The following is a 12013-nucleotide window of genomic DNA, read 5'->3' as shown; positions in this document are numbered from 1 at the left end:
CAAAAGATAACTTCCATCTACTCGCCACCACAACAAATTAAGTTTATTTATACTCCCTAAACTCCCAGGGGTGCTGATAAAACGTTAAGAGTGTAATAAAGCTGTGTGCGGAAATGTTCAAATGATCTATCCGTACTGAGGTTTTGCCTTGCGGATGTTGGTAATTTAAACGAGGGCGCGCGCCCCTGGTGTCCAACTTTCCTGATATGTTAAGCCCTTTAACCTGCTCCCAGGTAGCAAACGGCGCATCTGCCGTTTGCAAGCCCTGCTTATTGATGATGACCTGCGGCTTAGAGGTTAGCAGCATCCTTATTTTCAAAAACGAATAATATGCACCGGCCACTGTAAATGCCAAGCCAAATATCCAAGTACCTACGATAAGATAATCTATCCCGAAGCCTAACAACCCTAAACTCCCGGCTGCTTTTAGAAGGGCGTCTTCTTTAGAGTAATATATCTTCGTCTCGTCCGGAATGGGGTTGGTAACTATTATTTCGGGGGTTAGGAAACTCATTGGAATATCAACTTATACCTTGACTCTTTTATTATTCATCTCTATCCATGCTGCCAAAACTGCAAAGGCGGTATACCAAACCACGTAAATTAAAGTAATTTGCTTTTCAGTCCCGCCGAGTTGTGTGATAAAAAGCGTTAACATACCTGCGGTCAGGCTCAGGCCTGTTATCGCTATTGGCAGCATCAATATTAGCCATACTTTAAATTTAATACCATTAAATGCCAGCACAGGAAAAAACAAATACGATAGCCCAAAAGGGACCGCGATAGTTATTACAATATCATCTCCTTTGTAGTGACTGAATCGTGTGTAATTGCCAGACCAGTAAATAGCAAAAGCCAGCAATAAAGTAACATAGGTAGCAATTATAAACAACGGTCTGCTACGCATTGTTAAAATTTCTGGTATCCGCAAATCTGTTATCGCTGCGCCCGCGATAGATGCGCAATAAGTGATCGAGCCTGGCTTGCGTAATATCTAATTCTGATATCTCTACGCTTTGTTCTCCATCGGGACTCATAAATTTAAAATAGGTTTTGCTGCTTTTACCGCTCGATACCACTTTAGTGTCCTCATTTCTGATATCCTCCCACCTGTAAAAGGCGCCGTCAGCAAGTTTAACCCCATCGTTACTTAAAATGAGTTGTGGGTTCGGGTTGTTATAATGCCTGTAGCCCATAACGGCAAGCAATGCTCCAACCACAAGCAGTATCCATTGAACCATCCCCATTTCGTTGGATATAAATGAGTAAATACCTACTACAAAAAGCAGCACGCCGATAAGCAAAGTACCGGCTGCATTAAATTTTGAATAGTAAACCTCTACCTGCGCAGGCACCAGCACGTCGTTGTGAAAAATATCGTTTTGCTTGAACTTGGCCTGTAAACCCATCCACTGCTCCTTTTGCTCAGGCGACCATATTTCTGTTCTTTCCCAGAAACTTCCATCGGCCCAAATCAGTTTCTCTTTAACAGCTCGTTTTTTTAGCTCGTGCACATTGCGCACATTTTCAAATGCCCAAAGCCGCCATTTGGTAATGTATATGCTCCAATAAAGCCAGCCCAGCACAATACTCAATATGATCGCAACAGCAATGAACCAGCCGCTAAACTCCAGTTTTAAAAATAGGGCAAATACTAAAACTATAGGAATAAATATGATGGCCAATACCGGGTAGCTAACCACACGTTTGCCGCGCAACAAGGCCTCGTCGACAGAAACAGTTTCGAACATGATAGGGTTTAATTATACCCTAAAGTAGGAAATTTACTGATAGAATAAAGGGGGGAATGAAGCAGAGGGGAGCTTCTTTTTAATTACTGTTGATCAATATATCCTTCGCCATGATCATGGGCACGCTGATATATTTCTTCTCCATGTAATTCATCACCTTTTCCAGTATCTCGCGCGATTCTTTATCGAGGCTTTGCACCTCATCGGCAAATACCGAGTTTACAGCGGTGTTGCGTATCTCTTTTATTTTTTCGGGTACCTGGCGCATGGCCAGCTCTATCTTGCGCTGTTTAAGCATCACCAAAAACTCGTTGATGTTGCGGTCGATGATGGCTTCAGCACTCGAAAGCTCGTGATATCGCTCCTGCAGGTTCTTTTTTGCAACTTCGTTAAGCGAGTGCACTTCAATAAAGTTCACATCAAATTGCTCCAGCACTTCGGCAGCAGTATCGTTAGGGATAGCAAGATCTACTATCGTTTTCTTACCGGTTTCGCCGTTCAATAGCGAGGTATAAATTTCTGGTGTGATGATAGGCTCAACTGCCGATGTGCAGGTGATAATGGCATCAAAGCCTTTTTTGTAATCTTTCAGGGCATCCAGTTCGTAAGCTTCGCCACCCAGGTCATCAGCCAGTTGCTGCGCTTTTGAAAGGGTGCGGTTAAACACCGCGAAGTTAGAGAACTTATGTTTTTGCAGGTATTTAGAAAGGTTGCGGTTAGTTTCGCCGGCGCCTATGATCAGGATACGGGCGTTGCCGCAAAGCTTCAAGTCTTTTAATTTACGGTAAGCTAATGATACTACCGAGATGGGGTTTTTAGATATGTTGGTATGCGTATAAACTTCTTTAGCGGTTTTTACAACACATTCCATTATCAGGCGCAGCTTATCGCCGGTAAGGCCGGCTTCGCGGCCGCTATCGTAAGCTTTACGTAATTGGGCCAATATCTCTTTTTCGCCAACTATCAAACTTTCCAGCGAGCATGATGTACGCAGCAGGTGCTCCATCGCAGCGTGGCCTTCGTAAATAGAAGCAGCATCTAAAAACGTACCCATTGAGTGGTGGCAAAGGCCAATACCCATAGCATCAATAAACTGATGGGCAAACTCGCGATCTACCTTTTGCTGGGTAGACAGAACGAACTCTACACGGTTACAGGTAGATAGGTAGAAAATTTCGCCTATATCAAAACGTGCTTTAACTTCATGGAGTTTATCGGTAAGGTCTTCCTGGCATATCACCAACTTTCCCAATTCCTTCAACTCGATCTGTTTATGCGTAAAAGCTATTACCTTTAGATACTTCAAAGCAGTTTTAAATTTGACCGAACAAAAATAGCACACATGGTAAGATGCAATGTCAAGGCTTTGTCAAACAGAAGTATTTAGAATGTTTATAAATTACGATATATCTGCAATAACATCCTTCTTATTCTGCTTTTATTTCATTTTTTAAAATAAGCTGCCTATAAATAATGCAATTCTTTAAAAAATTAAGCCTTATCGCCCTCATCGCCTTTTACCTGCTGGCAGGTATCAACCACTTTCGCTCGCCCGATGTATATTATTCTATTATGCCAGCGCAATTGCCTTTCGCCAAATTGCTAAACGCACTATCGGGTGCGGCAGAAATTGTGTTAGCGCTATTAATGATACGCCCGCGAACGCGTAAGGTTGCCTCATACGGCATTATACTCATGTTGTTGGCCTTTATCCCCGTACACACCAAAATGGTAATGGATGCCCCCTTTCAATTAGGTACGCTAACAGTTAGCCCGGCTGTAGCATGGCTGAGGCTGCTGGTTTTTCAGCCGCTGCTTATTGTTTGGGCGGGGTGGCATTCTAAAGTCGGAAGTCCGCAGTCGGAAAAGTCCGAGAGAAGGAGTTAAACGTTTTTTTGTCATCGGACTTGCGGACTTTTCTGACTTTCGGACTAACAACAAACAAACATTCCCGCAGAAAACCCGTTACCCCAACATGGATCTGCAAAGTATTGAACTGCGTAACCTGGAGGTACACGATTACCAGGAACTGAAAAAATCGATGAAGTCGGCATACATGGATATGGATGAAGACTACTGGGATGCCGCATCGATAAAAAAACTGATAAAGCTTTTCCCCGAAGGGCAAATTTGCGTAACCGTAAATGGCGAAGTAGTTGGCTGCGCTTTATCTATTGTGGTAGATTACAAGAAATTTGGCGATACCCATACCTACAAACAAATAACCGGCGACAGCAGCTTTAAAACCCATACCAATGATGGCGACGTGCTGTATGGTATAGATATTTTTGTACACCCTAAATACCGCGGATTGCGTTTGGCCCGCCGCCTGTACGATGCGCGCAAGCAGCTTTGCGAGAACCTTAACCTCAAAAGCATTATTGCCGGCGGCCGTATACCCAATTACCAAAAATTTCAGAACGACCTTACGCCAAGGCAATACATTGATAAGGTAAAGTATAAAGAGATATACGACCCTACCCTATCGTTCCAGCTGGCGAATGATTTCCACGTGCGTAAAGTGTTGCGCAATTACCTGCCCGAGGATAGCCGCTCTAAAGGTTTTGCTACATTGATAGAGTGGAACAACGTTTATTACGAAGAGCCTACCAACGCCATAAACCACAAAACGGTGGTTCGTATAGGCCTGGTGCAATGGCAAATGCGCAGTTACAATAACCTAAGTGAATTATTAAAACACGCCGAATACTTTGTTGATGCCGTGAGCGATTACCAGAGCGATTTTATCCTCTTCCCCGAGTTGTTCAATACCCCGCTGATGGCCGAGTATAACCACCTCGATTCGGCAAAGGCCATGCGCGAACTGGCGCAGTACACCCAGCCCATAGTGGAGGCCTTTAGTAAACTGGCGGTATCATACAACGTGAATATTATTGCAGGCAGCATGCCCGTGATAAAGGAAGATTCGCTTTACAACGCCTCGTATCTTTTCCGCCGCAACGGCAGTATGGAAGAAACCATTAAGATACACCCCACCCCATCAGAAATAAACTCCTGGGGTATGCGCGGCGGTAACGACCTTAAGGTTTTTGATACCGATGCGGGCAAAATAGGTATACTGATCTGCTATGATGTGGAGTTCCCTGAACTATCGCGCATTTTGGCCAACCAGGATATGCAGATACTGTTCGTGCCTTTCCTTACGGATACGCAGAACGGCTACAACCGTGTTAAGTTTTGTGCACAGGCCCGTGCAGTAGAGAACGAATGTTATGTGGCTATTGCCGGCTGCGTAGGTAATTTGCCGAATGTAAATAACATGGATATCTCTTATGCGCAATCGGCAGTGTTCACCCCCTCGGATTTTGGATTCCCTACTAACGGCATACAATCAGAAGCTACGCCGAATACCGAGATGATTGTTATTGCAGATGTGGACCTATCGGTTCTGGATGCCCTGCACGAATATGGCAGCGTACAGAATTTAAAAGACCGCCGGACGGATCTTTACGGGATTATGTATAACGGGAAGAAAGTGTGATGATCAAAAATGTCATTTCGATGAGCAGCGGGGAGGGAAAGCGCGAGAGGGCGAAGAGAAATCTTGTTCATTATGCAAAGCCACCATGCAAAGCGTTCATGCTTAGTCGTTCAAGATTCCTCGTCGCTTCGCTTCCCTCGGAATGACATAGTGGGTAGAATAATTTCCTTTCATTGCGCCATCATTACTAACTTGCAGGCATGATCCGCAAAAACTATTACACCATCCCGGGGGCTAAAGGCCGTTACCTTTTCTTTTTAACTAATTGCACGTCAACCAGCCGCTCCACTTTAAAGTTAGCTTTATTGCTGCCTAAATGCCCATAACCAGCTTTATTGCTATCACTATAAACGCCTATAGCGTCGATAATTAAATAACTGGTCGTATAATTAATATGCACTTCCCTAAGAAGTTGAAGAAACTCCGGGCGGATCTCCAACGAATCAGGAAGATCTAATTCTGCTTTTACAGTGGGGCATTCTTTACTGTCGGGCGCTTTTAAACTCCAGTACTCATCAACCCCGGCATAATAGGATCTGGTGTAAACACGCTCGTTTTTATGATCGGGCACGTTGCAAAACACTATAAAGTTGGGCTTATCAATTCCTAAAACCGGCGGCGGAAATATGATCCGTTTCCTTTGTGCCGATGCGCCAAAAGCTATTAATAAAAATATCGTGACGACACTTAGCTTCATGGTAAAAATTTAATACAAGATGCAAAGTTTTTGCGGTATTCGGTTCAACATTAGTAATTTCGGGCTACTATGATCCGCAAAAACTATTACACCATCCCGGGGGCTAAAGGCCGTGGCATGCTGGCCGATGTTACTTACCATACCGCCCATCCCAAAGCACCGTTGGTGATTTTTGCGCACGGCATACGCGGGTTTAAGGATTGGGGCACCCATAACCTGGTGGCGCAGCATTTTGCCGAGAACGGTTTCCGTTTCCTTAAATTCAACTTCTCGCACAACGGCACCACTACCGATAACCCTACAGATTTTGCCGACCTAATAGCCTTTAGCGACAATACCTTCAGCATCGAGCTGGAAGACCTGAACGCCATTATCGATTTTGCCTGTGGCGGCTCGTTCCTGCCGGCCGTGAGGCAGGTATATCTTATTGGGCATAGCCTGGCCGGCGGCATCAGCATCATCAAAACTGCGGAAGATAAACGCATTGCCAAACTGGTTAGCATGGCGGCTATATCGCATTTTGACACGCTTTGGCCAAAAGGCTCGGAAGAACAATGGAAACTACAGGGCGTAATGTATATGCGCAACTCGCGCACCGGGCAAAACATGCCTTATAAGGTGAGCATGCTGCAGGATGTAGAGAAGAATCCCGAGCGGCTGAACATCCGGGCAAAGGCATCGCAAATAAAACAACCCTGGCTAATAGTACACGGCGATGCCGATACCAGCGTGCCCTTAACACAGGCAGAAGATTTGCATGCGGCTCAGCCCAACGCGCAATTGGTGGTGATACCGGGTGCCGACCATGTATTCAATGCCTCGCACCCCTACCTGCCCGATACGCTGCCTGCCACACTTTTGCAATTTTGTAACGATTCTATTGAATTTTTGAAAGAATAAGTCAGCTATTGCAATCATTCAGGGTATTTTTTGCGTTATTGCACTAAATAACACTGCCCATGAGTTTGTCCGGTTCCCGCAAAAAGGGAAGAAAATTTATCAATACCATCCCTACCGATTCTGCCGGGTTTGGCGCAATGCTCCCCATCCTGAAAGAATACAGCAACAACAAAGAAGAGAATACACCCAAAATACCGCTTGGCCCTTTTAAAACGGATATAAGCATTTTTGATACGCCCCCCAAAAGCGGGTTGCGTGTTACCTGGGTAGGGCACTCGAGTTTGTTAATAGAGATAGACGGCATCTGCATCCTTACCGACCCGGTTTGGAGCCAGCGTGTTTCATTTTCACAATCGTTCGGACCAAAGCGCTTTTTTCAGCCGCCTATTGCACTTTCCGAATTACCTAAGATAGATGTGATCATTTCTTCGCACGACCATTATGATCACCTTGATAAAGCCACCATTAAATACTTTGCGGGCAAAAATATACCGTTCATTTGCTCACTAGGCGTTTGCGATTACCTGGAGGAATGGGGCGTTGATAAAGGCATCATCCACGAGGTGGATTGGGGCGATAGCGTAATGATAGGCAATTGCAATATTACCGCTGCGCCGGCAAGGCATTTCTCGGGCAGGGGGCTTACCCATCGCGATGAAACCCTGTGGTCGTCGTTTGTGATAAAAGGGCCCGAACATAATATTTACTTTGGTGCCGATTCGGGTTACTCGCCCGATTTTGCTGCAATTGGTGAAGCTTTCGGCCCGTTCGATCTAACGATGCTGGAGATAGGTGCCTACGGTAAATACTGGCCCGATATACATATGGGCCCCGATAATGCCTCTAACGCCCACCTCGACCTGAAAGGCAATATTATGATGGGCATCCATTGGGGTACCTTTAACCTCGCACCCCATGCCTGGTACGAACCTGCCGAGCGCCTGGTAAAATATGCCGAGGAAAAAAACATCCAACTGTTATTACCCGAACCCGGCAAACCCACCGAGGTTGCACCATTAGTAAGCAATTGGTGGAAGGCGTTTATGAGTTAAATAAAATTCCCTCCTCGGGGAGGGGTGTGCTGGGAAAGTGCGCAAATGCGGGGAGGGGTTAGCCATTATGCCGACAGCTATACAGGTTATCAGTTTGCTTATTGCCACAGATAGCCCTATCTTAATTTTGCTTTATCAATTTATAAAACAGATATTTAGCTACCCAAAACGTCATGCCGAATTTATTTCGGCACCTCACACGGCAGGTAGTGTTTGCGCATAGCGGACATGCATGGAGGTTTACATGATGGGGTGTTGAAACAAGTTCAACATGACGTTTTAACCGTTGTTATTCAGCCCTTATTTTATTTATGAAAGTTATTATTCGCTGTTCTGCTTTTGTATTCTTATTGTTTTGCGCATTAAGTACTTCCGCCCAAACCGTTATCCCCCTTTGGGAAAAAGGTGCACCGGGTTTCGAAAACCGCCGCAACGAGCCCGAGCAAGCCAAAGATTATTGGGTGAAGAATATCCACAACCCTTCGCTTACCGTATATGCCCCGCCTGCCGATAAAGCTACCGGTGCAGCCATTATTGTTTGCCCCGGCGGCGGGCACCGTTTGCTGGTTTACAACTCGGAAGGTGTGGCACCCGCTAAATTCTACAACAGCCTTGGCATTACCGTTTTTATACTGAAGTACCGCCTCGGCCGCGATACCTTGTCCCCTTACAAAATTGATGTTCATGCCAAGCAAGACGGGCAGCGCGCCATCCGCCTGGTACGCAGCCGTGCAGCTGAGTTCGGTATCGACCCCAACCGCATTGGCATTATGGGTTTCTCGGCAGGTGGCGAAGTGGTAGATATGGTAGCCTTTGGCGGTTACGACGGTGATGCAAAAGCCACTGATCCTATCGACCGAGCCAGCGCCAAACCCAATTACATTGTACAGGTTTATCCCGGCCCTCTGTTCGTCCCCGAGCACATCAATACTGATGCACCGCCTGCATTTTTGGTAGCTGCCAATGATGATGCCTGCTGCTCGCTCCCGCTCATCCAGCTATTGCAACGCTATCGCGAAGCCAAAGTACCTGTAGAACTGCACATGTACGCTCAGGGCGACCACGCTTTCAATATGGGTACCAACCGCAACCTCAAATCCATAAACCACTGGCCCGACCGCCTCGCCGACTGGCTGGAAGACAGCCACATTTTGAAGCCGGAAAAGGATTTGAAGAAGGTGCTGCATTGAGAAAAGTTTAAAAGTTGGGTTTCGTACCAGGCTTGCTTAAAGCCCCTCCCGTTCAGGTGTCCCCACCTGAACGAAAAGGACTTTTTCTTTATAACACAATACTATCAATTCCCCTTTGCAAAGCCAACTCGGCCTGGCCAGGAAATGCCGAACCCTCCACACGGAAAACCTTCAGGTCTGTCATCCCAAGGAAACCTAAAAAGCCTTTAAGGTAAGTAGATACGAAATCGAAAGCCTGGTAAGCCCCGGCGGAATAAATAGCGCCCGATGCCATAGCCACATAAACCGTTTTGCCTTTTATCAGTCCTTCTGCACCCGCTGCGCTGAATTTGAAGGTAACGCCGGCACGAGCTATGTGGTCTATCCAGGCCTTCAGTACCGAGGGAATGCCAAAATTCCAAAGCGGGGCTCCTATTACAATAATGTCGGCGTCCCAAATTTCGGCAATAGCTTCGTTGGAATTTTTAAGCGCTTCTTTATTCTCTTCGGTATGGCTATCGGCGGGGGTGTAAAATGCGGCAAGTGTGGCTTCCTCTAAATGAGGAAACGGTTGTTGCGCTAAATTGCGGGTGCGCACCGTGCTCCCCGGGTTGGCTTCCTTTACTTTTTCGATGATAGCGTTTCCAAGTCTTATACTGAATGACTGTTCGCCTTTAGGGCTCGAGATGATATGCAATATCTTTTTCATCAGGGTAATTTGTTTTTGTTTTATATCTGCAGCAAACGTAATTACCCTGCCTTTCAAAAAGATACTACTATCCCAAAGGATACCGGTATGGTTTAGGATACTGTTTACCTTTGTATACGATGGAAACACTTGCCGAACCGGAAACAATAACCGCAAAAAGTTGCAGCAAACGCACCTGCCCCACGGGTATGGCAGGCATCAGGGATGCTTTGTATGTTTTAAACGGGAAATGGAAATTGCCGCTCCTGTTCGCACTTACTGATGGGCCTATGCGTTTTAAAGATATTCAGCGTGCGCTCGGCGATATAACGCCTAAAATACTCTCGAAAGAATTGAAGGAGCTTGAACTGAACGAGTTTGTTGTGCGTAATGTGTATTCCACCACGCCGGTAACGGTAACTTACGGACTAACGCCTTACAGCGAATCGTTAGATGCCGTGTTGTTCGCCCTTAAAGATTGGGGCATAAGCCACCGCAAGCGCATTGTGGCCAGCAGGAAAGCGGATATCACCTAAAATCCCCCCCTGTAATATTGGTAAGCAAAACAGGAATTGATATAAGCGAATGAACATATTCCAATCGTATATTTGGCTAAGGACATATCAATATCATCATGAAAATTATCCAACTATTCGCTAACAACATCGGCGCCGGGCGTGCTTTATTTACTATTGCCGCCTTGTTCGCCCTATCGCTTATACCCTTTCAAAAAGCGTTTGCGCAGGATGCCGGGCAGGTGGTGCGGATAGCTAAACTAACAATAGATTCCGCACAGTTGGATAACTACAAAGCTATGCTGAAAGAGCACGCCGAAGTTGCGGTGCGGGTAGAGCCGGGCGTTATTACGCTATATGCAGTATATGATAAGGCGAAACCAACCAATGTAACGGTATTTGAAATATACGCTAACCAAGCGGCTTACCTCAGCCATTTGCAAACTCCGCATTTTAAGAAATACAAAACCGGCACCAAGGATATGGTGAAGTCGCTGGAGTTGGTGGAGGTTACGCCCATAGCGCTGGAGAGTAAGCGGAAATAAGCCTGCAAAGCAAAAGGCGATGAATTTGAGGTTCATCGCCTTTATGCCTTATGCAAATCAAAAGTTCCTCCGCTATCCAGCGGAGGCGGAGGCTCGGGTTATTACTTTGCGCGCTCGATGTACTCGCCGGTGCGGGTATCTACTTTTATCTTGTCGCCTTGGTTAATGAACAGGGGTACCTTTATCTCCACACCGTTATCGGCAGTAGCGTTCTTCATGGCGCCCGATGAGGTATCGCCTTTTACGGCAGGCTCGGTGTAGGTAATTTCCAGTTCTACGCTGTTCGGCATTTGCCCCATTATAGGCTCTTCGCTCTCGAAAGATACGATCACGTTCATGCCTTCTTTCAAAAACTTAACCTGCGGTCCAAACAATGTTTTAGGGATGCTGTGCTGATCGTAAGTGGTGTTATCCATGATCACCAGGTAGTCGCCTTCTTCGTACAGGTATTGGTAATCGTTGGTTTCTACGCGGCAAATTTCCACCTGCTCATCGGTACCCAGGCGGGCCTCAACAATACGACCGGTTTTAATATTGCGGAATTTATCCAAATAAAACGCGCCGCCTTTGCCCGGGGTGCGGTGTAATACTTCGGTAGTAATTACCAGTTCGCCATTATAGCGTAATATATTTCCTACTTTAATTTCAGATGCCTTTGCCATGTAATGTGTTTCTAAAAAATGTCTGCGAAGATAGGCTAAGTTCTGTAAAACACCATGATAAAAGCTTTAAAGGGCGTTAAATAAAAAACCGCAGCAAGCAAAGCCTGCCACGGTAGATCAGTGTGTAAAAAGCGAATTTCCTTATTGCTTCACGCGTTCGCCTGTAGATTCGAACATACCCATCAGGCTACCTTTGATGTGCGTATCGTCAACTTTCTCCATCGCCAGGTTAACATCGTAGTTAGATATGGTGAAGTATAGGGTCACTTTACCATCAGCAGTTTCGATTTTGGTTACGGGTACCTCTTTTTTGCTTTCAGGATCAGTAAAAGTACCATCCAGTTTGCCGTCCTTTTCGGTAAGCGTGAACATCAGGTGTACATCGCCGTTAGGGGTGCCTTTTATCAGGATATCCCATTTCCCTGCATAGAACGATGGTGCGGTTTGTGCCTGCGCTTTGGCAGTGAATAGCATAAAGGCAAAAATGCCGGCAATTGCTAAAGTAATTTTTCTCATGTTTTGGTTGTTTGTT

The 12013-nt window shown here is 45.8% G+C and carries 15 protein-coding genes; 7 read left to right on the top strand and 8 right to left on the bottom strand.

Annotated features, from left to right (window positions below; translation table 11 throughout):
- Positions 1-43: 43 nt before the first annotated feature.
- The 4 genes from BC343_RS10930 to hemA all read right to left on the bottom strand — a co-directional run bounded on the left by BC343_RS10930 (position 44) and on the right by hemA (position 3057).
- Positions 44-514 (bottom strand): hypothetical protein, encoded by a 471-nt coding sequence (locus tag BC343_RS10930; RefSeq protein WP_078347818.1) that lies wholly within the window; start codon positions 512-514, stop codon positions 44-46.
- Between the two features lie 12 nt (positions 515-526).
- The gene (locus BC343_RS10925) at positions 527-931 is read right to left on the bottom strand and encodes a hypothetical protein (RefSeq protein WP_143822145.1); all 405 of its coding nucleotides are present in this window, start codon (positions 929-931) and stop codon (positions 527-529) included.
- Positions 900-1751 carry a hypothetical protein gene (locus tag BC343_RS10920; protein WP_078347816.1) on the bottom strand — a complete coding sequence of 284 codons (852 nt, stop codon included), beginning with the start codon at positions 1749-1751 and terminating at the stop codon, positions 900-902. Before BC343_RS10920 ends, BC343_RS10925 begins: the two co-directional genes overlap by 32 nt.
- A 79-nt stretch (positions 1752-1830) precedes the next feature.
- The gene (gene hemA / locus BC343_RS10915) at positions 1831-3057 is read right to left on the bottom strand and encodes a glutamyl-tRNA reductase (RefSeq protein ID WP_078347815.1); all 1227 of its coding nucleotides are present in this window, start codon (positions 3055-3057) and stop codon (positions 1831-1833) included.
- A 167-nt stretch (positions 3058-3224) separates the two neighbouring features.
- Here hemA and BC343_RS10910 point away from each other — a divergent pair, with 167 nt between their 5' ends.
- Entirely contained in the window at positions 3225-3638 is a 414-nt protein-coding gene (locus BC343_RS10910; RefSeq protein ID WP_078347814.1) for a DoxX family protein, read from the top strand.
- Positions 3639-3726: 88 nt separating this feature from the next.
- Positions 3727-5253, top strand: coding sequence for a bifunctional GNAT family N-acetyltransferase/carbon-nitrogen hydrolase family protein (locus tag BC343_RS10905; protein WP_078347813.1), 1527 nt, complete (start codon positions 3727-3729; stop codon positions 5251-5253).
- Positions 5254-5497: 244 nt separating this feature from the next.
- Here BC343_RS10905 and BC343_RS10900 read toward each other — a convergent pair whose 3' ends face one another.
- Positions 5498-5950, bottom strand: coding sequence for a hypothetical protein (locus tag BC343_RS10900; RefSeq protein WP_078347812.1), 453 nt, complete (start codon positions 5948-5950; stop codon positions 5498-5500).
- A 69-nt stretch (positions 5951-6019) separates the two neighbouring features.
- On the opposite strand from BC343_RS10900, the gene BC343_RS10895 reads away from it, so the two are divergent.
- From BC343_RS10895 to BC343_RS10885, 3 genes are all read left to right on the top strand, one after another.
- A complete protein-coding gene (locus tag BC343_RS10895; RefSeq protein WP_078347811.1) occupies positions 6020-6850 on the top strand; it encodes an alpha/beta hydrolase in 831 nt (276 codons plus the stop codon).
- A gap of 59 nt (positions 6851-6909) precedes the next feature.
- Entirely contained in the window at positions 6910-7902 is a 993-nt protein-coding gene (locus BC343_RS10890; RefSeq protein WP_078347810.1) for an MBL fold metallo-hydrolase, read from the top strand.
- A gap of 311 nt (positions 7903-8213) precedes the next feature.
- Complete coding sequence (locus BC343_RS10885; RefSeq protein ID WP_078347809.1) at positions 8214-9092, top strand: alpha/beta hydrolase; 879 nt, start codon at positions 8214-8216, stop codon at positions 9090-9092.
- A gap of 88 nt (positions 9093-9180) precedes the next feature.
- On the opposite strand, the gene BC343_RS10880 is transcribed toward BC343_RS10885, so the two are convergent.
- Positions 9181-9780 (bottom strand): FMN-dependent NADH-azoreductase, encoded by a 600-nt coding sequence (locus BC343_RS10880; protein WP_078347852.1) that lies wholly within the window; start codon positions 9778-9780, stop codon positions 9181-9183.
- A gap of 119 nt (positions 9781-9899) precedes the next feature.
- Here BC343_RS10880 and BC343_RS10875 point away from each other — a divergent pair, with 119 nt between their 5' ends.
- Together BC343_RS10875 and BC343_RS10870 are read left to right on the top strand one after the other, a co-directional pair.
- Entirely contained in the window at positions 9900-10295 is a 396-nt protein-coding gene (locus tag BC343_RS10875) for a winged helix-turn-helix transcriptional regulator (RefSeq protein WP_078347808.1), read from the top strand.
- A gap of 98 nt (positions 10296-10393) precedes the next feature.
- A complete protein-coding gene (locus tag BC343_RS10870) occupies positions 10394-10819 on the top strand; it encodes a putative quinol monooxygenase (protein WP_143822144.1) in 426 nt (141 codons plus the stop codon).
- A gap of 101 nt (positions 10820-10920) precedes the next feature.
- Here the strand turns inward: BC343_RS10870 and efp are convergent, their stop codons facing one another.
- Both efp and BC343_RS10860 read right to left on the bottom strand, forming a co-directional pair.
- Positions 10921-11481, bottom strand: coding sequence for an elongation factor P (efp, locus tag BC343_RS10865; RefSeq protein WP_078347807.1), 561 nt, complete (start codon positions 11479-11481; stop codon positions 10921-10923).
- Positions 11482-11622: 141 nt separating this feature from the next.
- On the bottom strand, positions 11623-11997 hold the full coding sequence (locus BC343_RS10860) for a hypothetical protein (RefSeq protein ID WP_078347806.1): 375 nt from the start codon (positions 11995-11997) through the stop codon (positions 11623-11625).
- Positions 11998-12013: the final 16 nt, after the last annotated feature.

The sequence above is a fragment of the Mucilaginibacter pedocola genome (assembly GCF_002013915.1).
Lineage (GTDB): Bacteria > Bacteroidota > Bacteroidia > Sphingobacteriales > Sphingobacteriaceae > Mucilaginibacter > Mucilaginibacter pedocola.
Note: the sequence above shows the minus strand (reverse complement) of the source record. Positions and strands in the feature narration are given on the sequence as shown.

Bases quoted from the DNA above. Each gene is read 5' to 3' on its own strand.
- BC343_RS10930 (WP_078347818.1), bottom strand. From the start codon at position 514: ATGAGTTTCCTAACCCCCGAAATAATAGTTACCAACCCCATTCCGGAC.
- BC343_RS10920 (WP_078347816.1), bottom strand. From the start codon at position 1,751: ATGTTCGAAACTGTTTCTGTCGACGAGGCCTTGTTGCGCGGCAAACGT.
- BC343_RS10910 (WP_078347814.1), top strand. From the start codon at position 3,225: ATGCAATTCTTTAAAAAATTAAGCCTTATCGCCCTCATCGCCTTTTAC.
- BC343_RS10905 (WP_078347813.1), top strand. From the start codon at position 3,727: ATGGATCTGCAAAGTATTGAACTGCGTAACCTGGAGGTACACGATTAC.
- BC343_RS10900 (WP_078347812.1), bottom strand. From the start codon at position 5,950: ATGAAGCTAAGTGTCGTCACGATATTTTTATTAATAGCTTTTGGCGCA.
- BC343_RS10895 (WP_078347811.1), top strand. From the start codon at position 6,020: ATGATCCGCAAAAACTATTACACCATCCCGGGGGCTAAAGGCCGTGGC.
- BC343_RS10890 (WP_078347810.1), top strand. From the start codon at position 6,910: ATGAGTTTGTCCGGTTCCCGCAAAAAGGGAAGAAAATTTATCAATACC.
- BC343_RS10885 (WP_078347809.1), top strand. From the start codon at position 8,214: ATGAAAGTTATTATTCGCTGTTCTGCTTTTGTATTCTTATTGTTTTGC.
- BC343_RS10880 (WP_078347852.1), bottom strand. From the start codon at position 9,780: ATGAAAAAGATATTGCATATCATCTCGAGCCCTAAAGGCGAACAGTCA.
- BC343_RS10875 (WP_078347808.1), top strand. From the start codon at position 9,900: ATGGAAACACTTGCCGAACCGGAAACAATAACCGCAAAAAGTTGCAGC.
- BC343_RS10870 (WP_143822144.1), top strand. From the start codon at position 10,394: ATGAAAATTATCCAACTATTCGCTAACAACATCGGCGCCGGGCGTGCT.
- efp (WP_078347807.1), bottom strand. From the start codon at position 11,481: ATGGCAAAGGCATCTGAAATTAAAGTAGGAAATATATTACGCTATAAT.
- BC343_RS10860 (WP_078347806.1), bottom strand. From the start codon at position 11,997: ATGAGAAAAATTACTTTAGCAATTGCCGGCATTTTTGCCTTTATGCTA.